The sequence below is a fragment of the Sphingomonas oligophenolica genome (assembly GCF_039522915.1).
Lineage (GTDB): Bacteria > Pseudomonadota > Alphaproteobacteria > Sphingomonadales > Sphingomonadaceae > Sphingomonas > Sphingomonas oligophenolica.
Genome location: NZ_BAAAEH010000005.1, coordinates 133,138 through 157,356, shown reverse-complemented (window position 1 = coordinate 157,356; position 24,219 = coordinate 133,138). Strand labels below are relative to the sequence as shown.

General features: G+C 66.4%; 20 protein-coding genes and 1 tRNA gene. 13 read left to right on the top strand and 8 right to left on the bottom strand.

All coding sequences use genetic code 11. The annotated features are described in order from the left end of the window. The first annotated feature begins 64 nt into the window (after window positions 1-64). Window positions 65-141: transfer RNA gene (locus ABD050_RS03190), tRNA-Arg, on the top strand. A 153-nt stretch (window positions 142-294) separates the two neighbouring features. On the opposite strand, the gene ABD050_RS03185 is transcribed toward ABD050_RS03190, so the two are convergent. Beyond that, on the bottom strand, window positions 295-1,269 hold the full coding sequence (locus ABD050_RS03185; RefSeq protein ID WP_343887690.1) for a LysR family transcriptional regulator: 975 nt from the start codon (window positions 1,267-1,269) through the stop codon (window positions 295-297). A gap of 108 nt (window positions 1,270-1,377) precedes the next feature. Here ABD050_RS03185 and ABD050_RS03180 point away from each other — a divergent pair, with 108 nt between their 5' ends. From ABD050_RS03180 to ABD050_RS03145, 8 genes are all read left to right on the top strand, one after another. Beyond that, window positions 1,378-3,768: a TonB-dependent receptor gene (locus ABD050_RS03180; RefSeq protein ID WP_343887689.1), complete on the top strand. Its 2,391-nt coding sequence runs from the start codon at window positions 1,378-1,380 to the stop codon at window positions 3,766-3,768. Between the two features lie 5 nt (window positions 3,769-3,773). Further along, the gene (locus ABD050_RS03175; RefSeq protein ID WP_343887688.1) at window positions 3,774-4,754 is read left to right on the top strand and encodes an MBL fold metallo-hydrolase; all 981 of its coding nucleotides are present in this window, start codon (window positions 3,774-3,776) and stop codon (window positions 4,752-4,754) included. A 3-nt stretch (window positions 4,755-4,757) separates the two neighbouring features. After that, entirely contained in the window at window positions 4,758-5,873 is a 1,116-nt protein-coding gene (locus ABD050_RS03170) for an FAD-dependent oxidoreductase (RefSeq protein ID WP_343887687.1), read from the top strand. A gap of 12 nt (window positions 5,874-5,885) precedes the next feature. Beyond that, window positions 5,886-6,788 (top strand): VOC family protein, encoded by a 903-nt coding sequence (locus tag ABD050_RS03165; protein ID WP_343887686.1) that lies wholly within the window; start codon window positions 5,886-5,888, stop codon window positions 6,786-6,788. 4 nt (window positions 6,789-6,792) lie between these two features. Beyond that, window positions 6,793-7,962 carry an alpha/beta hydrolase family protein gene (locus tag ABD050_RS03160; protein WP_343887685.1) on the top strand — a complete coding sequence of 390 codons (1,170 nt, stop codon included), beginning with the start codon at window positions 6,793-6,795 and terminating at the stop codon, window positions 7,960-7,962. A 70-nt stretch (window positions 7,963-8,032) separates the two neighbouring features. After that, on the top strand, window positions 8,033-8,599 hold the full coding sequence (locus tag ABD050_RS03155; protein WP_343887684.1) for a cupin domain-containing protein: 567 nt from the start codon (window positions 8,033-8,035) through the stop codon (window positions 8,597-8,599). 21 nt (window positions 8,600-8,620) lie between these two features. Beyond that, window positions 8,621-9,586, top strand: a complete 966-nt coding sequence (locus ABD050_RS03150) for a fumarylacetoacetate hydrolase family protein (RefSeq protein ID WP_343887683.1) — start codon at window positions 8,621-8,623, stop codon at window positions 9,584-9,586. Between the two features lie 177 nt (window positions 9,587-9,763). Continuing rightward, a complete protein-coding gene (locus ABD050_RS03145; RefSeq protein ID WP_343887682.1) occupies window positions 9,764-10,780 on the top strand; it encodes a hypothetical protein in 1,017 nt (338 codons plus the stop codon). A gap of 90 nt (window positions 10,781-10,870) precedes the next feature. On the opposite strand, the gene ABD050_RS03140 is transcribed toward ABD050_RS03145, so the two are convergent. The 7 genes from ABD050_RS03140 to ABD050_RS03110 all read right to left on the bottom strand — a co-directional run bounded on the left by ABD050_RS03140 (window position 10,871) and on the right by ABD050_RS03110 (window position 18,866). Beyond that, window positions 10,871-11,341 (bottom strand): DUF3237 domain-containing protein, encoded by a 471-nt coding sequence (locus tag ABD050_RS03140; protein WP_343887681.1) that lies wholly within the window; start codon window positions 11,339-11,341, stop codon window positions 10,871-10,873. A gap of 8 nt (window positions 11,342-11,349) precedes the next feature. Continuing rightward, window positions 11,350-13,443, bottom strand: coding sequence for an acetate--CoA ligase family protein (locus ABD050_RS03135; protein ID WP_343887680.1), 2,094 nt, complete (start codon window positions 13,441-13,443; stop codon window positions 11,350-11,352). Window positions 13,444-13,451: 8 nt separating this feature from the next. Then, window positions 13,452-14,288: a p-hydroxycinnamoyl CoA hydratase/lyase gene (locus ABD050_RS03130; RefSeq protein WP_343887679.1), complete on the bottom strand. Its 837-nt coding sequence runs from the start codon at window positions 14,286-14,288 to the stop codon at window positions 13,452-13,454. A 126-nt stretch (window positions 14,289-14,414) separates the two neighbouring features. Continuing rightward, window positions 14,415-15,863, bottom strand: a complete 1,449-nt coding sequence (locus ABD050_RS03125) for an aldehyde dehydrogenase (protein ID WP_343887678.1) — start codon at window positions 15,861-15,863, stop codon at window positions 14,415-14,417. A gap of 112 nt (window positions 15,864-15,975) precedes the next feature. Beyond that, the gene (locus tag ABD050_RS03120; protein WP_343887676.1) at window positions 15,976-16,794 is read right to left on the bottom strand and encodes a tryptophan 2,3-dioxygenase; all 819 of its coding nucleotides are present in this window, start codon (window positions 16,792-16,794) and stop codon (window positions 15,976-15,978) included. Window positions 16,795-16,836: 42 nt separating this feature from the next. After that, a complete protein-coding gene (locus ABD050_RS03115; RefSeq protein ID WP_343887675.1) occupies window positions 16,837-17,520 on the bottom strand; it encodes a histidine utilization transcriptional repressor HutC in 684 nt (227 codons plus the stop codon). Continuing rightward, window positions 17,517-18,866 (bottom strand): formimidoylglutamate deiminase, encoded by a 1,350-nt coding sequence (locus tag ABD050_RS03110; RefSeq protein WP_343887674.1) that lies wholly within the window; start codon window positions 18,864-18,866, stop codon window positions 17,517-17,519. Before ABD050_RS03110 ends, ABD050_RS03115 begins: the two co-directional genes overlap by 4 nt. 56 nt (window positions 18,867-18,922) lie before the next feature. Here ABD050_RS03110 and hutI point away from each other — a divergent pair, with 56 nt between their 5' ends. Genes hutI through hutU form a run of 4 tightly spaced genes read left to right on the top strand, consistent with a single transcriptional unit; the run spans window position 18,923 to window position 24,073 of the window. After that, the gene (gene hutI / locus ABD050_RS03105; RefSeq protein ID WP_343887673.1) at window positions 18,923-20,113 is read left to right on the top strand and encodes an imidazolonepropionase; all 1,191 of its coding nucleotides are present in this window, start codon (window positions 18,923-18,925) and stop codon (window positions 20,111-20,113) included. Beyond that, complete coding sequence (hutH, locus tag ABD050_RS03100; RefSeq protein ID WP_343887672.1) at window positions 20,104-21,624, top strand: histidine ammonia-lyase; 1,521 nt, start codon at window positions 20,104-20,106, stop codon at window positions 21,622-21,624. Before hutI ends, hutH begins: the two co-directional genes overlap by 10 nt. Continuing rightward, entirely contained in the window at window positions 21,621-22,418 is a 798-nt protein-coding gene (gene hutG, locus ABD050_RS03095) for an N-formylglutamate deformylase (protein WP_343887671.1), read from the top strand. Before hutH ends, hutG begins: the two co-directional genes overlap by 4 nt. After that, window positions 22,415-24,073, top strand: coding sequence for a urocanate hydratase (hutU, locus tag ABD050_RS03090; RefSeq protein ID WP_343887670.1), 1,659 nt, complete (start codon window positions 22,415-22,417; stop codon window positions 24,071-24,073). Before hutG ends, hutU begins: the two co-directional genes overlap by 4 nt. Window positions 24,074-24,219 lie beyond the last annotated feature (146 nt).

Here is a 24,219-nt window from a genome sequence, read left to right as displayed (position 1 = left end):
TGCTCGCGTCGAATATGAAGCCGGTTTCGCTGCCGCGCAATCCGCGCTAGGCCGCATCCGGCGCGCGCCCGTAGCTCAGATGGATAGAGCACGAGACTTCTAATCTTGAGGCCGCTGGTTCGACTCCAGCCGGGCGCGCCAATATTTTCAATGAGTTACGCCAAAGCCCCCCCCTTCGCTTTGACGCCGTGGCGAAACCCGCCTTCGCACCGGGGCCAGCGCGCCCTTCAGGACCAGGCCGCGGCGCCAGGCGCATCGTTCTTCGTCAAACCTGCAACCGACCGCTTGAACCGATCATTTCTCTCTCCCTTCGAGTTCAAGGCCGCCTTTGCCTGTTCCGCTCCCTTGACCGGGAAGCTCAGCAGGATGTGGGCCCATATCAGCGATCGTCCTGAGTTGATCCCGCAGCCAGCCAAGCGCCTCGTCTTTTTCGCGCGTCGAATGATACTGCATCATTTCCCGCATCCGGGGGATCGCGAAGGGCGGCTCGGCAACGCGCAGCGACAGGCTCGGCCCGATCAACAGCGCGAGGCGTTCGTGCATCAGGGTCAGACGCATCGTGCCGGGCAGCAGCCATGGAGCCTGAATGAAGGAAGGGGCGTGAACTTCCACGCGCCGCGCAAGGCCAAGCTGCTCGAGCGTGTTCTCGATAAAGGTATTGCGGCCGTCAATCTGAACCGCGACGTGGCCGGCGCTGGCGAAGCCCTCCATCGTGAGCGGTTCGGCGAGAAGGGGATTGCGCTCCCATCCCACCACGACGTGGCGCTCCTGGAGCAGCAACTCCGTCGGATGACGAGGGTCGGTGAACTCGATCGGCGTGATCGAGAGATCAAACTCTCCATTGGCCAGGCGATCGGAGGTGTCGTCCTTGGGCAGAGTGATATCGAAACGAACCGATGGCGCTTCGCTCTCCAGCTTCCGCAGCAGGGGAACGATCACGACGGTGGTGATATAATCCGATGCGGCAAGCTGGAAACGCCGCTCGGACGTGCGCGGATCAAAGCCTCCGCTCATCGAGATCAGGCCGCGAAGCCGGGCGATGGTATCGGCGACCTCGGGCGCCAGCGCCAGTGCGTGGGGGGTCGGAACCATCGTCTTGCCGTGAAGTACCAGCAATTCGTCGTCAAAGGCCTGGCGAAGCCTCTTGAGCGACGCGCTCATCGCCGACTGAGTGACATTGAGCCGGGCGGCGGCGCGCGTGACGCTGCGTTCGACCATCAGAACATCAAGCGCGACAAGCAGGTTGAGATCGAAGTTGCCGAGCCGCATCCATCATTTCCATTTGTGATAAACTACAAAAACTAAAAGCTGGTGCGATATGCAAGGTTTTGCGACCTGTGTCCCGGCAAGTTCAAAAGAAAATCAAGGGAGGGGTGCATGCGCACAGTGTTTCTCGCGGGGACGGCGCTCGCGCTGGTCGGTGCCGCACAGACTGCATGGGCTCAGGACGTTCCGCCGCAAGCGCAGGGCAGCGCCACGGCGGAGACCCAGGGGCTGCAAGACATTGTCGTAACAGCGCAGCGTCGCGAGGAATCCGCGCAGCGCGCCGGCGTCGCGATGGACGTGGTTTCGGGCACCGAGGTGCTGAATCAGGGCGTCACCCAACCTTCCGACCTCAGCAAGATCGTGCCCGCGCTCAACGTCCAGGACGCCGGGGGTGCCAACAAGACTTTTTTCCTCCGCGGCGTCGGCAACTTTACCGTCAACGGCTATTCGGACCCGGCCATCGCGGTGAATTATGATGGCGTCTATCTCGGCCGCCCGACCTCCACCTCCGGCCTGTTCTACGACCTCGAGCGGCTCGAAGTGCTCAAGGGGCCGCAGGGCACGCTGTACGGCCGGAACGCCACGGCGGGCGCGATCAACATCCTCCCCGCCCGGCCGAAACTCGGGCAGACCTCGGGTTTCGCCAGCGGCAGCTACGGCAATTATAACGCGGTCAATGTGCAGGCCGCGCTCAATGTCCCCCTCGGGGATATCGCTGCGGTGCGCCTCGCAGGCACCATCGCGAGCCATGACGGCTATCTATCTGACGGAACGTCGGACGAGAAGACCCAGGCCGTTCGGGCACAGTTGCTGTTCCAGCCCGCCACCGATTTCACGATACGGATCGGCGGCGATTACTCACACACCGGCGGCAAGGGGGTGGGCACCTCCTATGCGGGCCAATATGCGCTGAACTTCGCGACGGGGGCCTATGGATTCGTCCCTTCGGGCCTGGGTAGCTCGGTGGGACTCTTCGATCCCGCCGCACAGGCCTATCGCCAGACGCTGTTTCTCGGCGTTTCCGGCCGCAATGCGACCGCGCTGGACGACGACATCTATCAGAAAAATGACTTTTACGGCGTCAATGGCGAGCTGACCTGGAACATGGGCGCGGGCACGCTCACCGTCATCCCGGCATGGCGCAAAGCCAAGCTGAATTACAAATTCGGCGCGCCGGCCTTTATCGGCTTCATCCAGGAGGATGACGAGCAGTTCAGCCTGGAAGCGCGCTTTGCCGGTAAACGCCTGGGAATCTTCGACTATATCCTCGGCGCCTATTATTATGACGAGACCAACGACGGCAACTACACCTTCGCCCAGCAGGCGCTGAACGCCTATCAGGAGTTTCACGCCACCACGAAGAGCTGGGCGTTGTTCGGGCGCCTGACGGCGAATCTGAGCGACCGGCTGCGGCTGGTCGGCGGCCTGCGCTATACTGACGACAAGAAGCGGTTCGACGGTCAGGCGGACGTGCTGGTCGTCGTCTGCACCGTCACCAATCCGTTCGGCGTGCCGAACTGTCCGACCGTGCCCCTGTTGCCGGTGACCGACTCGATGAGCGAACTGCCGGCACCGTTCATCGTCCCGCCGCCGGGCCAGGCGCGGCCGATCGGCGCGACCGGCGCAATTCTCACGCGCGTGACGACGCCCGTCCATTCCTCCCTGGGCAACAGCGAGGTCACATGGCGCGGCGCAGCCGAATTCGATATCGGTAAAAGGTCGCTGCTCTACGCGAGCGTCGAGCGCGGGTATCGGTCGGGTGGGTTCTCACTGGCGGCAGGCTACGAAACCTACGCACCGGAATTCATCACCGCCTATACGCTCGGACTGAAGAACCGACTGTTCGACAACAGGCTGCAGCTTAACCTCGAGGCGTTCTGGTGGGATTACACCGATCAACAGATCGGGCGGGTGGGCATCGATCGCAACGGCAATCAGGGCCAGTTCAGCCAGAATATCGGCCAGTCGACGATCAAGGGCGTGGAACTCGACACCCAGTTTCTGGCGACGCGCGACACGTTGCTCAGCGCCAATGTTCAGTATCTCAAGACGAAATATGACAGCTTCATCTTCACCGAACCGGCCGGCCCCACACCGCCGTTGACCGGATGCGCCACCGCGCTGACAGCGGGGATCTACACGATCAACTGCTCGGGCTTCCCGGCGTTCAATGCGCCGAAATGGACCATCAACCTGGCTGCCCAGCAGACGGTTCACCTCGGCAGCTTCAAGCTGGTCGGAGGTGTCGACACGCAATACCGGTCCGAGCGGTATGTCCAGGTCGAATTCCTGCCGCAGGAGCTCGTCGGGGATAGCTGGACCACGGGCGCGCAGCTCAGCTTCGGACCGGAGAATGATCGCTGGAGCATCACGGCATTCGTGCGCAACATCGAGGATAATCGCATCGTTGTGAACACCCCGCTTTACAGTCTCGGCTCGAGCCTGGAGGCGACGACGTCCGCGCCCCGGACCTATGGCGCCCGCGTCAACTTCACCTTCTGACGCCCGTGATTCGTGCCTTACCTCTTGCGATCGCACTGATCCTTGCGGCTGGACCAGCCGGTGCCCAACCCGCACCGGCTGCCGGCGGCGCTCTTGTCAGCCACTGGATCACCCTGGGGACACGCGGAGGCCCGATTGCCGAACCCGAGCGCTCGCAGCCGGCAAATGCCCTTCTGGCGGGGAACACAACCTATTTGATCGATGTCGGCGACGGCACCGTGGAGCAGCTTGCCAAGGCGGGCGTGCCGTTGGCGAGCGTGAAGGTGATCTTCCTCAGTCACCTGCATTTCGATCACACCGCGGGCTTGTTCGGCGTGTTGGGCCTGCGCTGGCAGACCAATGTCGACTCGCCGCTCACGATCTACGGCCCGCCTGGCACGCGCACGCTCGTCGACTCGCTGGTTGCGGCGATGGAGCCGACGACGCGATCGGGCTATGGCATGCCCGGCGCCCAGGCGCGGCCGGCCGGAGCCGGGATCGCGGTGGTCGAGATACGCGATGGAGCGCGGCTCGACCTGGGCGCGATCAAGGTCAGCGCGGTGAAGAACACGCATTACAGTTTCCCGGCGGGAAGTGCGGAGGATCTCGCATTCCAGTCGCTCGCGCTGCGTTTCGACATGCCGGATCGGTCCATCGTCTACACGGGCGACACCGGGCCGAGTCCAGCCGTGGAGAAGCTCGCCCAGGGCGCGGACCTGCTCGTTTCCGAAATGATCGACGTCGATCGCACCATGGCCGACGTTCGGCTCACCTCCCCCAATGCCGACCCGCGGGCGACCGCCGCTGTCGAGGCGCATCTGCGGGCCCATCACCTCGCGCCGGAGGATGTCGGCAAGCTGGCCGGGGCGGCGCATGTCAAGGCGGTGGTGGTGACTCACTTCGTCGCGCCGCGTGCCGACGCCGGCACGCTGCTCGGCTTCCTGGCGCGGATCCGCGATCATTTCTCGGGCCCCGCGACCATTGCCCGCGATCTGGAGTCATTCTGATATATGGATAATCTTCGAATCCTCGTCATCGGCGGCGGCATCGGCGGGCTCACCGCCGCGATCGCGCTTTCGGCCAAGGGCCACCGCGTGACCGTCATCGAGCGCGACCCCGACTGGTCGGTCTATGGTGTCGGCATTATCCAGCAGGGCAATGTCATCCGCGCCATGGCCGAGCTGGGCGTGATCGACGATTACCTCGCGGCCGGCGTCGGTTTCGACACCGTCGCGGTTCACGCGCCTGATGGCACCATGGTCGCCAACGTCCCCTCGCCGCGTCTCGTCGCGCGCTATCCGGCCAATCTCGGCATCGGCCGGCGTACCCTCCACAAGATATTGGGCGACCATGCTGTCGCGGCCGGTGCGGCGATACGCCTCGGCATCACGGCGGAGACGATCGAGGATGACGGCAATGAAGTGGCCGTCACCTTTTCGGATGGAAGCAGCGCGCGCTACGACATCGTGATCGGTGCCGATGGGCTATACTCGCAGACGCGGGGCATGGTGCTACCGGAAGCTCCGACGCCGGAATATACCGGGCAGGCGGTATGGCGGTATAATCTGCCACGGCCCGCCGGCATGGATGCGCTGCACGTTTACAACGGTCGGATCGGTGCCGGGCTGGTGCCGATCAGCGAGGCGCTGATGTACATCTACGTCACGACGCCCGAGCCCAAGGATCAGCGTTATCCCCAGGAGGAGCTCGCCGCCGCGATGCGTGCGAAGCTCGAGGGACACGCGCCCGCCATTCGCGCGCTGGCCGATCATATCGTCGACAATGACGCGGTCGTGTATCGCCCGCTGGAAACGCAGCTGGTGCGCGGGCCGTGGCACAAAGGCCGTATCGTCCTGCTGGGCGACGCGGTGCATGCCACGACCCCGCATCTGGGCCAGGGCGCCGGGATGGCGATCGAGGATTCGCTTGTCCTTTCGGACGAGATCGCGCGGCACGCGACCCCCGATGCCGCCTTCACCGCCTATCGCGACCGACGCTTCGATCGCTGCCGGTACATCGTCGAGAGGTCGCTGGCGATCTGCCATGGCCAACTCGGCAAGGGACCACCCGTCAATAACGCCCTGGCAACGGCCGAGATGTTCGAGCGCACCGCTCAACCGATCTGAGAAAGGCACCTGATGAGTCGCGTTACCGAAATCCGTTATGTCGGCTATGGTGTCGAGCAATTCGACAGCGAGCGGAAATTCTACGTCGAGGACTGGGGCCTTGCCGAGGTCGCCGCCGAGGACGGCATGGCGTGGTTCAAGACCCATGGCCACGACGAGCATCATGTCCTGCGCCTGCGCAAGGCCGGCACCAATCATATCGACGTGATTGCGCTCGCGACCGACACCCGCGGCGACGTGGACGCCTTGCACGCGAAGGTGGCGGCAGCCGGCTGCCGGATCATCCATCCCCCCGAGGAACTGACTGCGCCCGGCGGTGGCTACGGCTTCCGCTTCTTCTCGCCCGATGGCCTGCCGTTCGAGATTTCCAGCGACGTCGCGCGCGCCGGCATGCGGGCGATGGAGAAGTGGGAAGGCGTGCCGGTGAAGATCAGCCACATCGTTCTTCACTCGCCTGACCACAAGGCGATGGTCGCGTTCTTCACTGATGTGCTCGGCTTCCGCGTGTCGGACTGGCTGGGCGATTTCATGTGTTTCCTGCGGTGCAATTCAGCGCATCATCGCCTCGCCCTGCTGCCCGGTCCCCCCTGCCTCAATCATGTCGCCTATGACATGCTCGGCGTGGACGACATGATGCGGGGTGTGAGCCGACTGCGAAAGCGCGGCACCGACCTGCGCTGGGGGCCGGGCCGCCACACGGCGGGCAACAACACCTTCAGCTATTTTACGACGCCCAATGGCTTCGCCGTCGAATATACCTCCGAACTCGACGAGGTCGATTTCGACGCGCATCAGGATCAGGTGTTCGATCCGGGGCCGCAGGTCATGGATCAATGGGGTGTCGGCATCGGGGGGCCGCAGACCATGCCGCATCCGAAGCCGGACCCCTGCCTGTTCCAGCCGGCGGACGTCTGACGTCATGGCGCTATTCGAATATTTCCCGAATTATATCTGGAATCTGTCGGTCGCGATCGCGATGGAGAGCGGCGGCCGCATCGGCGAAATCGTCGATATGTGCCAGCCGATCCGCGACGCGGCGGCAGCCGGCGCCGACGCGGGCACGCCCCAATTCATGGCGGGCTGGGTCGAGATGGCCGACCGGCTGGTCGGACTGGCGGACGAGGATGAAGCCCTGGGTCGTGCTTTCTCCGCCTCGGACAAGCTCGAGCGCGCCGCGCTGTACCTGCTCGTCGCCGAGCGGATGCAGGCGCATGGCTCGGCGGGGCGCGAGCACACATATGCTAAGGCGCGCGCGATCTTCGACCGCTCGACACAACTGGGCGAAATCAATCGCGAACGGGTCGAAATCCAGCTCACCAAGGGCACCATGCCCGCGCTCTTCACCCGCGCGCCGGGCGCCGGCCCGAAGCCCGCCGTGGTCTATTGCAACGGTCTCGATAGCTGCAAGGAACTGCTCTATTGGTCGAGACTTCCGGAAGCGCTGGCTCGGCGCGGCATTTCCACGCTGTGCGTTGACCAGCCCGGGTCCGGGGAAGCGCTCAGGCTTCAGAATCTGCCCGTCGATCCGCACAGCGAACATTGGGCCGGCAAGGCGGTGGACTGGCTCGAAGGCCAGCCGGAGGTCGATCCGCGGCGGATCGGCATGACCGGAATCAGTCTTGGCGGTCATTTCGCCCCGCGCGCGGTCGCGCACGAACCGCGCTTCGCCTCGGGCGCGGTGTGGGGCGCGAACCACAATTGGCGCGAGGTGCAGGACAAGCGCATCAGGCGGGAGGGCGAGAATCCGGTTCCGCATTATTGGCAGCACGTGTTCTGGGCGTTCGGCGCAAGCGACATGGAGGACTTCCTGGCCAAGTCGGCCGAGATGAATCTCAACGGCCAAATGGATCGCATCGTCGTGCCCTTTCTCGTCACCCACGGCGCACGGGACCGCCAGATCTCAGTTGATTACGCGCACCAGGCCTATGACCAGCTGATCAACAGCGCGCGGCGTGAAATCAGGATTTTCACCGAGCGCGAGGGCGGCGTCGAGCATGTCGGCGCTGACAATATGGCATTTGGTCGCGATTATATCGCCGACTGGTTCGCCGACACGCTTGGCGGCCGAACCGCTCCGGCGCGCCGATGATCATCAATCGTGCGCCATGGCGCGGCTCCGCAGCCTCGCCCCGGATACGGGGCCATGAAAGGATAGTTTTATGCTGACCGCACCTTTTCGCAGAATCGTCACCGGGCATGACCCGCAGGGTAATGCGGTCATCCAGGAGGACGGCCCGCCACCCCGCGTGCAGCGTATAGGGGGCGAGATCGGCCCGATATTCTACGAAGTCTGGAACACGCGCGAAACGCCCGCCAGAATCGACCGCGCCTCCGGCGAGCCTGTCGAGGACGGCATCACGCTTGCGCCGCCGAAAAACGGTACGCGCATCCGCGTACTCGATATTCCGCCCGAGGATGCCCGCATCGCCGAGCTGACCCCGGAGGCGGCGCAGGCGCATTTCGCCGAGGTCGGCGCAGGGGCCGCCTCGTCGCATTCGTCGAGCGGGTCGCGTCACGCCTTCATGCATCGCACCGAAACGATTGACTACGGCATCGTCATCGAGGGTGAACTCACCTTGATCGTCGACACGGGCGAAACCGTCGTGCGCGCCGGCGACATCGTGATTCAGCGCGGGACCAATCACGGCTGGGCCAACCGGACCAGCAGCAACTGCCGCATCGCTTTCATTCTGATCGACGGTGCTTACGAACAGAACCTTGGTTAGAGGCATAAAAGAGGATTTCGGATGAGATTAGCGACGCGCGACAACGGCACGCCTGACGGCGAATTGCTCGTCATCTCGAGCGATGGCGTGCGCGGCGCCTCGGGCGGCGAACGGTGGCCGAACCTGTTGGCGGCGATCGCCGACTGGGCGTCGGCGGCACCGGAATTATATGCGCTGTCGCGCGAGGTTGAGGGTGGCGGCGAAGCAATCGAGCCTTCCACGCTGCGCGCTCCCCTGCCCCGCTCATGGCAGTGGCTCGACGGCTCTGCTTTTGCGACGCACGGGCGCCTCATGCAGGTCGCGTTCGGAACTGATCCGATCGATACGGCCAAGCCCCTGATGTATCAGGGCCTGTCCGATCGCTTTTACGGTCCATTGGAGCCGGTCCCCTTTCGCAGCGAGGAGGACGGTATCGATTTCGAAGGAGAGTTCGGCGTCGTGGTCGATGCGGTACCGATGGGCGTCACGCCCGAGGAGGCCCTCGGCCACATCAAGTTGATCGTCCAGATCAACGACTGGTCGTTGCGGGCGCTTGCCGTGCCGGAGATGAAGACGGGATTCGGGTGGATTCATGCAAAACCGGCCTGTTCGATGGCGCCGTTCGCGATAACGCCGGATGCGCTGGGCGACCGCTGGCGCGAAGGACGCGTTCACCTCGATCTCGCAATCGATTGGAACGGCGTACGGTTCGGCAATGCCAATGGCGGGGAGATGCAGTTCGGCTTCCACGAACTGGTTGCACACGCAGCCGCAACCCGCGACCTTGTGGCGGGCACGATCATCGGCTCCGGCACGGTGGCCAATGACAATTATCCCGAAGTGGGTTCGAGCTGCATTTCCGAGCGGCGGGCAATCGAAATCATCTCGACCAGGCAAGCGGCCACAGCCTTCCTGTCCTTCGGAGATCGGGTACGAATGGAGGCCGTCACGCCGGATGGCGAAACGCCATTCGGCGCGATCGACCAGGTCGCAGTGCGGCGGGGATGAGACGTGCTCGTCCCAGATGGGAGACACCCCGGCGCCCCTGTCATCGCAGGTCAGGCTGAATAACCCCTCTCGTCGTTCCCCTGCCCTCGGGAATGCCGTCCACATCATCGCTTAACCATCTCGCGCTACACCATCTGGGCGATTGCGGCGTGAGCCAAGGGGAGAGGGGGCATCGCGATGACTGCTTATTCAGCCACCGGCGCGGGATTTCCGGAATTTGCGTCCATACCCGATTCGCGCACCGAGGGCGTGCGCTCCTATCGCGAACCGGCCGAACCGCGCCCGCTGCAGATCGCCTTTCTCGAAGCAGCCGGCGAGGCCGCCTGGGTGGCGACCATGCGCAGCCTGCTCGCCGCCGGGCGCGCTGCCGAAGCCGATGCCTTGCTTGCCGCCGATCTTGCCGGCTTCGACGGTGCGATGGCCCGTCTGTGCAAGGCGACGTCCGCCGCCGATGTCCTCCTCTCAGGCTGGGACGATCTCCTGCCCATCCTCGCCGAATGGGAAGGTCCGCCGATCACCGCGATCACGCTCGGCCTCACCAATCAGCGGGACCTGGTTTTCGAGGCCGGAGAAGCTGGTGAGCCCGATCTGCTGCTCGGCCTTTATTCGGACGACTCCTTCCCCTTCAGCGATACGAGCAGGGCCGATCTGCTCGCCGAGTGCGACAAGGACCTGCCGGCCTGGGTCGATGCGGAGGAGGATGTCGAATTCCATTTGACCTTTTCGGGGATCGCCCAGCTCAATACCGCGCTCATCAACTGCAAGCATCGCTATTTCCTCCGCGACGGCCGCGACGGGGTCGAAGGCCGGGCACCCGGCGGCTATGTCGAATTCATCCTCGCCAGTTGGCTGTTGGCCACCCGCTTCCTGCAGGCGGCCCAGCGGGCAGTATCCGAGGAGTGCCTCCCCGCCGGCTGCCGGCTCATCGCCGGGACGATCGGGATCAACGCCGATTTCGTCGCCATCCTCGGGCCGGAACCGACCTTCACTGCCGCGTCCGCGCCCCGCGCCGCGCCGGCCCAGCCGGGCTTCGCCACCTTGAGCATGAAGCCCTGGGTCCCCCGCGAGGACCCGACCGCCGATCCCCCGGCCACTGCCCAGACGCTCCGTCAGCGCATTAACGAGCCCGTGGCTGCGGCGGAGCCGAGACCGGGCTTGCTGGCGCGCCTGTTCGCCCGGCTGCGCCGCGGCTGATCATCGGCGGGGAAACCCCATGGACAGCCGCGACCCTTCCGCCGTGGCGATTGCGAGCGCTATCGCATTCCCGCTGCCTGAGGCAGCCTCTCACCCCACCGCGAAGAACCGCAGCATGACCCGATCGGAAAAGCGGGCCGCCGAACAGACGAACACGCTCTCGCCCAGCCAGGCGTAACGGCTGCCGGCCGCGACGTCGAAGCGGGGTGTCGTCCGGAAATAGTAAAGCGCGGGATCGACATCTTCGCCCGCCGCGAGCCGCGCGATGATCTCGGCCGGGCCGCGCCGATAGCCGCTGTTCACGATCGAGACGATCGTCCCGTCGTCGGCACGCACCGTATAGCGTGCCAGCACCTCCAGAACGCCATCGGGGCGAAGCGCCTGCCAGTCGGCACCCCCCGGCAGGACTTCCCCGCTGAAGCGCTCACCCGACACCTGTCCGCCGATGATCGGCACGATGCGCTTGCGAACGCCCCCGACCATGGCCTGATCAAGCGGCGTGCCGATCAGTACACAGGCTTCGAACGCGAAATCCAGAGTCGGTACCGGTGGCCCGGACATTCCGCCTCTTAGTCCGCGAGGATCAGGGCATCGAGCGCAACCGCGCCCTGCCCTTTCGGATAGACGATGACCGGGTTGAGATCGATCTCGCGAATAGCCGGCGTGCCGCGCAACACCCGGCCGAGCGTGCCGACGATCGCCGCCACCGCATCGACATCGAGCGCGGGCGATCCTCGCCAGCCGTCGAGAAGCGCGCCGCTCTTCAGCTTGCGGAGTTCGGCAATGATCGCGTCGCGGGTTAGGTCGGCCGGCAGCAACCGCACGTCCTGCAATATCTCCGCCTGCACACCGCCAAAGCCGACCAGGATGACCGGCCCCCATTCCGGATCGTTGCGCGCGCCGACGATCAGTTCGATGCCGCGCGCGCCCATCGCCTCGACCAGCACGCCATCAAGCGTCACATTCGGTGCGTGGCGCCCCACATCCATGTGGAGCTTTTCCCATCCCGCGGCCAGCGCCGCCTCGTCGGCGAGGTTCAGCACCACGCCGCCGGCATCGCTCTTGTGCGACAGCGTGGCTGCCTGCGCCTTGAGCACGACCGGATAGCCGACCCGCGCGGCAGCCGCCTTCGCCTCGGCGAGATCGGCCGCAAAGCCTGCCCGGGGGAACGGAATGCCGAGCGGCGCGAGCAATTGCTTGGCGCGATATTCAGGGATGACGCCGCCGCCCACCGGCAGCTCGGCACTGATCGGCTGGTCCGTTGCGACGCTAAAATCGCGGGCCGCCGCCAATTTGGCAAGGGCGCGAAAGGCGCGATCGGGCGACGGAAAATAGGAAACGCCAAGCTCCCGCAGCGCCCGGACATAGGCGGGCGGAACCGGCGCACCGTCATCCAGCCCGGCGAAGATCACCGGCTTTTTGGGCTCGAGCAGTTTGACCGCCTCGATGATCGGCTCGAACTTCAGCCGCGAGGTCGTCTCATCGGTCTGGATGATGCCCAGCACGACGCTCCCGAACCGCGCATCATCGAGCAGCGGCGCGAGCGTGCGGCGATAGAGATCGGGATCGACCAGCGCCTGGGCGGTCAGGTCCATCGGATTGCTTACCGGAATGAAATCCGGGATCGCCGCGCGGAGCGCCGCAGCGGTATCCTCGCCCGGCGCGGGAAGGTCGAGCCCGATCGCCTCGCACAGATCGAGCGTCAGCGCCTTGAACGCGCCCGACTCGGTCAGCACCGCCGCCCCGCCCGCCGGGATCGCTCCGGCGCGGATCGCGAGATCGAGCACGTCGCCCAATTGCTCCAGGCCGTCGACCAGCACCACGCCGGCGCGCTCGACCAGAGTCTTCATCACCTGCCAGTCGCCGGCCATCGCGCCGGTATGGGTGGCAGCGGATTCGCGCGCGGCGCCGCTGGTGCCGGGATGAAGCAGGATGATCGGCTTGCCCGCCGCCCGCGCCTTTTCGGCAAGCGCGAGGAAGCGCTTGGGGCTGCGGAATTGCTCGACGATCATGCCGATCGCCCGGGTGTTCGGGTCACCGAGCAGATATTCGACATAATCCTCGACGCCCGACGCAGCCTCGTTGCCGGTCGAAATGGACAGCGAGATGCCGAGATCCTTCGACATCAGCGTGGTGCCCAGCACCACCGCCATCGCGCCCGATTGGGAAACGATGCCGATCCCAGGCCTTCCATCGAGCCGAAGCGGCGGCGTCTCGACAAAGGTCAGCGGGATGCCGTCGACATAATTGGTCATGCCGAGGCAGTTGGGGCCCTCGACCACCATGCCATATTCAGCCGCGATCCGGGCAACCTCCTGCTGCGCCGCCTGACCTTCCTCTCCTCCCTCCGCAAAGCCGGCGGCGAAGATCACCACCGCGCCGACGCCCCGCGCCGCCAGTGCCCGAACCGTCTCGAGCACGCCGCCGCCGGGGATCGCCAGCACAGCCGCGTCGACTCCCTCCGGCAGGTCATCGATCGACTTCAGGCAGGGTCGCCCGGCAATCATGTCGCGCTTGGGATTGATCAGGTGGATGTCACCCGAAAAACCATGCCGTTCGAGGTTGCCCAGCACTGACGCGCCCAGCGCGCCCGGCTTGTCCGAGGCACCGACGATCGCGACCGAGCGAGGGCGAAGCAGGCGTTCAAGCGACCCGGCTGCCATGGTGCGGGTCAGGCCTTCTGCTTCGAGCGATCATACGCTCCAAGGCCCGGCTTGAAGCTCTTGTCGTCGATGAACTGCCTGATGCCCTCCTTGCGACCCTCATTGTCATAGCTGTTGGCCGCCTCCTGCGCGCGGATCAGATAATCCTCGGCATCGTCATAGCTCAGCACGCCGACGCGACGGACCGCGTCCTTGGTCGCCTTCAGCGCGACCGGGTTCTTCTTGAGCAGCACATTCGCCACCTCGGTAACGCGTGCCTTGAGCTGATCGAGCGGCAGAGATTCATTGACCAGGCCCCATTCGGCAGCGGTCTTGCCGTCGACATTCTCACCCATCATCGCATGGTACATCGCCTTGCGGAACGGCAGCAGCTCGACGGCGACCTTGGTCGCGCCGCCGCCCGGCAGGATGCCCCAGTTGATCTCGCTGAGCCCGAACTGCGCCTCGTCGGCGGCAAAAGCGAGGTCGCAGGCGAACAACGGGCCATAGCCGCCGCCGAAGCACCAGCCATTGACCATCGCGATGGTCGCCTTCTGATACCAGCGCAGGCGGCGCCACCAGCCATAGGCCTCGCGCTGAACAGCGCGCGTCGCGCCAAGTCCCTTGGCTTCGGTGTCACGGAAATATTCCTTGAGATCCATGCCCGCGGACCAGGCAGTGCCTTCACCCGACAGCACCAGCACGCCGACATCGTCGCGAAATTCGAGGAGATCGAGCACCTCCATCATGTCGCGATTGAGGGTCGGCGACATGCAGTTGCGCTTGTCGGGGCGATTGAAGCGCACCCAGGCGATGCGATCGATCACGTCATAGGTGACGGTGCCGTTGGTGCTGGTCTCGGTCATGGTTTCGAATTCTCTCTTTTCTTCGTCATCCCCGCGAAATGCGGGGATCCATCTCCCTCGCAAAGCTTCGGGAGACGGCTTCCCATTTCGCGGGAATGACTGATGGTGGCGGTCGCTTGCTCGTCGTCAGATGGGATAATGTCCCGGCTGGGTCTCGATGGTGATCCAGCGCAGCTCGGTGAAGCTGTCGATGCCGGCCTTGCCGCCGAACCGGCCGTAACCCGAGGCCTTGGTGCCCCCGAACGGCATTTGCGCCTCGTCATGCACGGTCGGGCCATTGACGTGGCAGATGCCGGATTTGATCTGGCGCGCCACGCGCAGGCCGCGCGCGGTGTCCCTGGTGAATACCGCCGCCGACAAGCCATATTCAGTGTCATTGGCCAGCGCGATCGCCTCGGCCTCGTCCTTCGCGCGGATCACCGCAACGACCGGGCCGAAGCTCTCCTCACGGAACAGCTTCATCGCGGGCGTCACCTTGTCGATCACATGCGCCGGCATCAGCACGCCATCGCTGTCGCCGCCATTGACCTGAACCGCCCCCGCACCGACCGCATCGGCGATCAGGCCCGAGACATGGTCGACCGTCTTCTGGTCGACCACCGCGCCGAGCGGCGTCTTGCCCTCGCGCGGATCGCCGACCGGCATGGTGCCGACCTTCTCCCTGAACTTCGCCACGAACGCGTCGGCGACGCTCTCGACGACGATGATCCGCTCGGTCGACATGCAGATCTGGCCCGAATTCATGAATGCACCGAACGCGGCGGCCTTCACCGCCTCGTCGAGGTCCGCGTCCTCCAGCACGATCAGCGGCGCCTTGCCGCCCAGTTCGAGCAGCACCGGCTTGAGCTGCTGCGCGGCGCGCACCGCGATGATCCTGCCGACCGCGGTCGACCCGGTGAAGTTGATCCGCCGCACCGCCGGATGATCGATCAGCGCACCGACGATCTCGGCTGCGTCCTTCGGTGCGTTGGTGACGAGGTTCACCGCCCCCTTGGGCAGGCCTGCCTCCTCGAACGCCTCGACGATCAGCGCATGCGTCCGCGGGCATTGCTCGCTCGCCTTCAGCACCACCGTGTTCCCGCAGGCGAGCGGCATCGCGATCGCCCGGACGCCCAGGATGATCGGCGCGTTCCACGGCGCGATGCCGACCATGACCCCGACCGGCTCGCGCAACGCCATCGCGATGCAGCCCGGCTTGTCCGACGGGATCACCTCGCCGCCGATCTGCGTCGTCATTGCCGCCGCCTCGCGCACCATCCCGGCGGCGAGCATCAGGTTGAACCGCGCCCAGCCTTCGGTCGCGCCGATCTCGCCCATCATTGCGTCGACGAAGTGCGGCGCCTTCGCCTCGAGCGCGTCAGCCGCCTTGTTGAGCAGCGCGCGCCGCGCATTGGGCCCAAGCGCCGACCAGGCCGGAAATGCCGCCGCCGCCGCATCGCAGGCAGCATTGGCATCAGCGACATTGGCCGCTGACGCTATCGTCGCGACCTCACCCGTTATCGGGTTCAGGCGGTTGAAACGCTCATGCGCCTGACGGGGCTCGCCCCCGACGCGAAGTGAAATCGCGGTAGCCATCGGCCTCTCCTGTATATTGTTATATGTCATAACTGCACTGCCGAGCGCCCGCAAGATGAATCTGCGCGGGCCGGCAAGCTCTGCGCCATGAGGCGATGTGCGGAAGGCAGCCTTACAAGGCGAGGCGGACGGTCAGCAGCTCCGGGAAGAATATCTGGTCGATCACCCGCGCGAGATAGGGCACGCCCGCCGTCCCGCCGGTGCCCCGCTTGAAGCCGATGATCCGCTCGATCGTCTTGAGATGGCCGAAGCGCCAGAGCTGGAAATGATATTCGAGATCGACCAGCTTTTCGGCCAGCTCATAGAGATCCCACCAGGTCTCGGGGTTGCGATAGACCTCGCGCCACGCAGTCTCGACCTCGGGCGAGGCTTTATAGGGTTGCGAAAAATCGCGATCGAGCCGGTCGTCCGGAATAGCGAAACCGCGCCGCGCGAGCAGCCTCAGCGCCTCGTCATACAGGCTGGGGCGCACCAGCGCATCCGCGAGCAGCGCATGCACGCCAGGCGTCGCGACATGCAGCTCGACCATCGCCGCGCTCTTGTTGCCGAGCATGAACTCGAGCGCGCGATACTGGTGGGACTGGAAGCCCGAGCTCGAGCCAAGCCCGGCGCGCATCGCGCTGTAATCGGCGGGCGTGATCGTCGCCAGCACCTCCCAGCTCTGGATGAGCTGGGTCTGGATGCGCGCGACCCGGGACATCATCTTGAACGCGGTGCCCAGCCGATCCTCGATGATCGCGGTCCGCGCAGCTTCGAGTTCGTGCAGGCAGAGTTTCATCCACAGCTCGGATGCCTGGTGGATGACGACGAACAGCATTTCGTCATGCACGCCAGACATCGGCGCCTGGCACGCGAGCAGCTCGTCGAGCTTCAGATAGCTGCCATAGGTGACGTCGGATGCCGGTGCCTTGGGATCGGGGCGTGTTTCCATGTCGCGCGTCCTAGCGTCTCTGAGCTGCGCGGGGAACGTGTCTCACGATCCGCCCGGCTTGAACTCGGCGACAAGGTCATAGCGATCGCCGCGGAATAATTGCCTGACATGAGTCACCGGCTGGCCGGCGCGCCAGGTCGTCCGCTCGAGTTCCAGGCAGGCCGTGCGCGGCCGCACCTCGAGCGCCGTTGCCTCGGCCCGGCTCGCCTCGACCGCACGGATCCGGTGCCGCGCCGCGGTCCAGGAGACATGGCGGAGCAGCCAGGTGCCCGGCGCTTCGTCGACGAACGCGGTATCGCCCGCCTCGGGCACGGCCGCGAGCGAAATCATCCGCCGTTCGAGCGCGAAGGGCGCGCCGCCGCCGAAATGCACGCCCTCGACGCGCAAGGCGGGTGCGGCAATCTCGGTATCGCCGCCGGCATCGGCAGCCCGTCGCGTGAGGGCCCAGCGATAGGCCTCGCCCCGCGCCGCGATGATCTCGGCGAGATCGGGCACTTCGAGCACCGCCGAATGGACCTGGGGATGCGCGACGAACGACCCGGCCTTGCGCCGCCGCTCGATCAGCCCGCTGCGCGCCAGCGTGGTCAGCGCCTTGCTGACCGTGGCGCGCGAGCAGCCATAAGTGACGACGAGCTCATGCTCGAACGGGATGCGGTCGCCGGGTCGCCAGTCACCGGCATGGATTCGCGTTTCGATGTCCGAGCGGATGCGCTCCTCGACCGTCATGCGAGCAGGCCCCCGACTGTCCGGCGATAGCGTTCGGCCACCGCGTCAGCGTCGACATGCCGACCGCCCTCGACCCATTTCCGCCCGCCGCGCCACACGCAATCGATCGCGCCGTGTCGGGCCGCGAAGATCCAGCGGTCGAGCAAGGTGTCGGGGGTGGCGCCGGCCAGCGCGGGATGGTCGGGATCGAGCGACAACAGGTCGGCCGGCGCGCCGACCGCGAGCCCGCCCCTCACGCCGAGCGCCTGCGCGCCGCCTGCCTGGGCCCCGGCGAACAGCGCCTGCCCTACCGAGGGCTTATCCTCATCGGCCAGCAGCGCGCGGCGGCGATGCGCGAGCCGCTGCGCATATTCGACTGCCCGCAGCTCGCCCGCCGCGTCGATCAGGATGTTCGAATCCGTCCCCACGCCGAACCACCCGCCCGCCGCGAGATAGCGCACCGCCGGGAAAATCCCGTCGCCGAGATTGGCCTCGGTCACCGGGCACAGGCCAGCCACCGCCCCGCTCGCCGCGAGCCGGTCGCACTCGCGATCGGTCAGATGAGTCGCATGGACCAAGCACCAGCGGTCATCGACCGCCGCATGGTCGAGCAGCCACTCGACTGGCCGCGCGCCGCTCCAGGCGATACAGGCCTCGACCTCGCGGACCTGCTCGGCGGCATGGATATGAATCGGCCCATCCCCGGCGAGCGGCAGGATCGCGCTCAGCTCGTCAGGCGTCACCGCGCGCAGCGAATGCGGCGCGACGCCGAGCAGCGCGTCGGCCGGCAGCGTTGCCCGGCTCGCCTCGACCAACCTCGCAAAGCCATCCACATCCGACAGGAAACGCCGCTGGCCCGGCGCTGCGGCGGCGGCGCCGAAATCGCCATGCGCGTAGAAGACCGGCAGCAGGGTCAGCCCGATCCCGCTCGTCTCCGCCGCCGCGACAATCGCCCCCGCCGTCTCGGCGGGATCGGCATAACGCACGCCATCCACGTCATTGTGGAGATAATGAAATTCGCCGACCCGGGTGAAGCCGGATTCGAGCATCTCGACATAGGCCTGCGCCGTGATCGCTGCGATATCCTCGGGGCTGAGCCGGTCGAGGAAGCGGTACATCACCTCGCGCCAGCTCCAGAAATCGTCATCGGGGCGGCCGCGCCGTTCGGACAGGCCCGCCATGCCGCGCTGAAAGCCATGGCTGTGGACATTGCACAGCCCGGGCAGCGCCGCACCGTGCCGCTCGTCCGACGGCTGCGCGTCGACGTCGGTTTCAACCGACGCGATCGCTCCCCCGTCCACGCCGATGCGCACGCGCCTGCCCCAGCCCAGCGGCAAACAGGCAATGTCGAACCAGAGATGTCGCATCGAGCCTCCTGATATTATGTCTAGACATAATCCGGCCACCGCGCAACATGGGGGTCATGGATCGCCTATGGATCAATGCCCGACTCGCGACGATGGCCGGTGACGGCCTGGGCGTGATCGACGACGGCGCGATTGCCTGTCGCGACGGCCGGATCGCCTATGCCGGCCCGAGTGCCGCTGCGCCGCAAACGGCCGACGAGATCATCGATTGCGGCGGCCGCTGGATCACCCCGGGCCTGATCGATTGCCACACCCATCTCGTCCATGCCGGCAACCGCGCCGGCGAATGGGCGCAGCGACTCGAGGGCGTTTCCTATGAGGAAATCGCCCGCGCCGGCGGCGGCATCCTTTCCACCATGCGCGCCACCCGCGCCGCCACCGAGGCCGAGCTGGTCGCGATCGCCCTGCCCCGGCTCGATGCGCTGCTTGCCGAGGGCGTCACCACCATCGAAGTGAAATCGGGCTACGGCCTGACCGTCGAGCACGAGCTGAAAATGCTGCGCGCCGCCCGTGCCCTGGGCGTGACGCGCGACGTGCGGGTGGCGACCACACTGCTCGGCGCACACGCGGTGCCGCACGACTATGCCGGCCGCGCCGACGCCTATGTCGATCTGGTCTGCAACGAGATGATCCCCGCGGCGATCGGCCTCGCCGACGCGGTCGATGCCTTTTGCGAGGGGATCGGTTTCTCCCCCCAACAGACCGCTCGCGTCCTCGCCGCCGCCCGCGCCGCCGGCCTGCCGGTCAAGCTCCATGCCGAGCAGCTCTCCGCGCTCCACGGCGCCAGCCTCGCCGCCAGCCATGGCGCGCTTTCCGCCGATCATCTCGAACATGCCGACGAACAGGATGTGCGCGCGATGGCGGCCGCGGGCACCGTCGCGGTGCTGCTGCCCGGCGCTTATTACTTCATGCGCGAAACCCAGCTGCCGCCGATCGACCTGTTCCGCGCCCACCATGTCCCGATCGCCATCGCGACCGATTGCAACCCCGGCACCTCGCCGACAACGTCGCTGTTGCTGATGCTCAACATGGCGGCAACGCTGTTCCGCCTGACCGTGACCGAGGCGCTGCGCGGCGTCACCGTCAACGCAGCCGCTGCGCTCGGCCTCGCCGACACGATCGGCACGCTCGAACCCGGCAAGGCGTGCGACCTCGCCCTGTGGGACATCTCCGACCCCGCCGAACTGGTCTACCGGATCGGCTTCAATCCCCTCTACGCCCGAGTGAAGGACGGTCGATGCTGCTGACCCCCGGCGCAGTCCCCTATGCCGATTGGCGCGCCATCTATCTCGGCGCCAGCCCGAGCCTCGATCCTGCCTGCCGCCCCGCCATCGCCGAAAGCGCAGCGGCGGTCGGCCGCATCCTGGTGCGCGGCGAGCCGGTCTATGGGATCAACACCGGTTTCGGAAAGCTCGCCAGCGTCCGCATCGAGGCCGAGGATCTGGCCGCCCTCCAGCGCAACATCGTGCTGAGCCACGCCGCCGGCGTCGGCGAGCCGATGCCGGTGCCGGTCGCCCGGCTGATGATGGCGCTGAAGCTCGCGAGCCTGGCCCGCGGCGCCTCGGGCGTCGCCCCCGCCACCGTCGCGCTGCTCGAAGCGATGCTCGACAAGGGCCTGATCCCGGTCGTGCCCGGCAAGGGCTCGGTCGGCGCCTCGGGCGATCTCGCCCCGCTCGCGCACATGACCGCAGCGATGATCGGCGTCGGCGAGATGGTCGTCGATGGCGCCCGCGTGCCTGCGGAAAAGGCGCTGCGCGACGCCGGCCTCGCGCCGCTCGAGCTCGGCCCCAAGGAAGGCCTCGCCCTGCTCAACGGCACGCAATTCTCGTGCGCCTATGCGCTTGCCGCCATTTTCGAGGCCGAGCGCCTCTACCGCGCCGCGCTCGTCACCGGCGTGCTTTCGACCGAGGCGGCCAAGGGATCGGATACCCCCTTCGACCACCGCATCCATGTCCTGCGCGGCCATGCCGGCCAGATCGAAACCGCTGACGCGTTGCGCGGCCTGATGGCCGGATCGGCGATCCGCGCGTCGCACCGCTCTAACGATCTGCGCGTGCAGGACCCCTATTGCCTGCGCTGCCAGCCCCAGGTGATGGGTGCCGTGCTCGACCTGCTCCGCCAGGCGGCGGCGACCCTGATCACTGAGGCGAACGGCGTCTCCGACAACCCGCTGATCTTCGCCGATACCGACGAAGCGCTCTCCGGCGGCAATTTCCACGCCGAGCCGGTCGCCTTCGCCGCCGACATGATCGCGCTCGCCCTGTGCGAGATCGGCAGCCTCGCCGAGCGCCGCATCGCGATGCTGGTCGACCCGGCCCTGTCCGGCCTGCCCGCCTTCCTCACCCCCAAGCCCGGCCTCAACTCCGGCTTCATGATCCCGCAGGTCACCGCCGCCGCGCTGGTCTCGGAAAACAAGCAGCGCGCCTATCCCGCCAGCGTGGATTCGATCCCGACCTCGGCCAATCAGGAGGACCATGTCTCGATGGCCGCCCACGGCGCGCGGCGGCTGATCGAGATGGCGGCGAATGTCGATCACATCCTCGCGATCGAGCTGCTCGCCGGCGCGCAGGGCTGCGATTTCCACGCGCCGCTGCAGTCGAGCGGCCCGGTCGAGGCGGTGCGGCACCTGCTGCGGGCGCAGGTGCCGATGCTCGATGACGATCGCCACATGGCGCCCGATATCGAGGCGGCCGCCCGATTGATCCGTTCCCTGGCCCTGCTCGAGGCGGCCGGAGCCCTGCCGGGCCTCGCCGCATGAGCTGGCTTCATGTCGAGCGCAGCGACAGCCCGCTGATCCTCGCTTTCCCGCATGGCGGCGCCGACATCCCGGCCGACCTTCTCGACGGCTTCCGCTCCCGCTGGTGGGCGATCCGCGACGCCGACTGGCATATCCGCGCGCTCTACGAAGGGCTTGCCGACGCGACCCTGATCTGGACCGACATCTCGCGTAGCGTGATCGACTGCAACCGCGATCCTTCCGGCACGTCGCTCTATCCGGGCCAGGCAACCACCGGCCTCTGCCCGACCGAAACCTTCGACGGCGAGCCGCTCTATCGCGACGGCGAAGGCCCGGATGTCGCGGCGCGCCGTGCCGCCTGGTTCCTCCCCTATCACGCGGCGATCGAGGGGGAGATCGCCCGCCTGCGCGCGCTTCATCCCCGGGTCGTGCTCTACGACTGCCATTCGATCCGCAGCGTCGTTCCGCGCCTCTTCGAGGGCGAACTGCCCGAACTCAATATCGGCACCGACAATGGCACGACCTGCGACCGCGCGCTGAGCAATGCCGTCGTAGCGGCGAGTGCTATCCGCTCGCACGTCCTCAACGGCCGCTTCCGCGGCGGCTGGACGACGCGCCATTACGGTCGCCCGGCGACAGGCATCCACGCGATCCAGATGGAAATCGCGATGCGCGCCTATCTGTCCGAGCCGGTCGGCGAGCCCGACGAGACCAACTGGCCGCCAGCCTGGAACCCCGATCTCGCCGCCCCCTTGCGCGCCGATCTCGCCCAAATCCTCGCCGCCGCCCTGACCTTCGCGAAAGGCCCCGCATGACCCGCCTCGACAATCAGCGTCATATCACCGCCCCCACCGGCACCGAGCTCAGCGCCAGGAGCTGGCTGACTGAAGCCCCGCTGCGCATGCTGATGAACAATCTCGATCCGCGCGTGGCGGAGAATCCGCAGGAACTGGTCGTCTATGGCGGCATCGGCCGCGCCGCGCGCGACTGGGAGAGCTTCGATCGCATCGTCGAGGTGCTGCGCCGGCTCGGCGACGACGAGACCCTGCTCGTCCAGTCGGGCAAGCCGGTCGGCGTATTCCGCACGCATCGCGACGCGCCGCGCGTGCTGATCGCCAATTCCAACCTCGTCCCCAAATGGGCGACCTGGGAGCATTTCCACGAACTCGATCGCGCCGGGCTGATGATGTACGGCCAGATGACCGCGGGCAGCTGGATCTATATCGGCAGCCAGGGGATCGTTCAGGGCACCTATGAGACCTTCGTCGAAGCCGGCCGCCGGCATTATGGCGGCGATCTCGCGGGCCGTTGGATCCTGACCGCCGGCCTCGGCGGCATGGGCGGCGCGCAGCCACTGGCGGCGACCATGGCCGGCGCTTCCTGCCTCGCGGTCGAATGCCAGCCAAGCCGGATCGAGATGCGGCTCGAGACCGGCTATCTCGACCGCATGACCGACAGCCTCGACGAAGCGCTCGAGATCGTCGGCACCGCCACGTCGCCCGTCTCGGTCGGCCTGCTCGGCAATGCGGCCGATATCTATCCCGAGCTCGCCCGCCGCGGCGTCCGCCCCGATCTCGTAACCGACCAGACCTCGGCGCACGATCCGGTCAACGGCTATCTCCCGCAAGGCTGGACGCTCGAACGCTGGGCGGCGACCCGCGAAAGCGACCCCGCCGCAGTGGCGCGCGCCGCCAAGGCATCGATGGCGATCCATGTCCGCGCGATGCTCGATTTCTGGAAAGCGGGCGTGCCGACCGTCGATTACGGCAACAACATCCGCCAGGTCGCCTTCGACGAAGGCGTGACTGATGCCTTCGCCTTTCCCGGCTTCGTCCCCGCCTATATCCGCCCGCTCTTCTGCCGCGGCATCGGCCCGTTCCGCTGGGTCGCGCTGTCGGGCGATCCAGAGGATATCTACAGGACCGACGCCAAGGTGAAGGAGCTGCTGCCCGACAATGCCCCGCTCCACCGCTGGCTCGACATGGCGCGCGAGCGGATCCACTTCCAGGGCCTGCCGGCAAGGATCTGCTGGGTCGGCCTCGGCGACCGCGACCGCCTCGGCCTCGCCTTCAACGAGATGGTGGCGAGCGGAGAGCTCAAGGCGCCGATCGTGATCGGCCGCGACCATCTCGATTCAGGCTCGGTCGCCAGCCCCAACCGCGAGACCGAAGCGATGAAGGACGGCTCGGATGCCGTATCCGACTGGCCGTTGCTCAATGCCCTGCTCAGCACGGCCGGCGGCGCGACCTGGGTATCGCTCCACCATGGCGGCGGGGTCGGCATGGGCTATTCGCAGCACGCCGGTATGGTCATCGTCGCCGACGGCACGCCCGAGTCGGCAGCGCGGCTGAAGCGCGTGCTGTGGAATGACCCGGCAAGCGGCGTGATGCGCCACGCCGATGCGGGCTATGAGGAGGCAATCGAGTGCGCGAAGACCTTCGGGCTCGATCTGCCGAGCGTGGGTGGCTGAGACCAGCCCTCCCCATCGTCACCCCGGACTTGTTCCGGGGTCCATCGTCCCGCGTACGCAACACCTGAAACTCATGCGGAAACATGGATGCCGGAACGAGTCCAGCATGATGGCTCAAATTGATTCAAACTCAACAGACGCTGTGA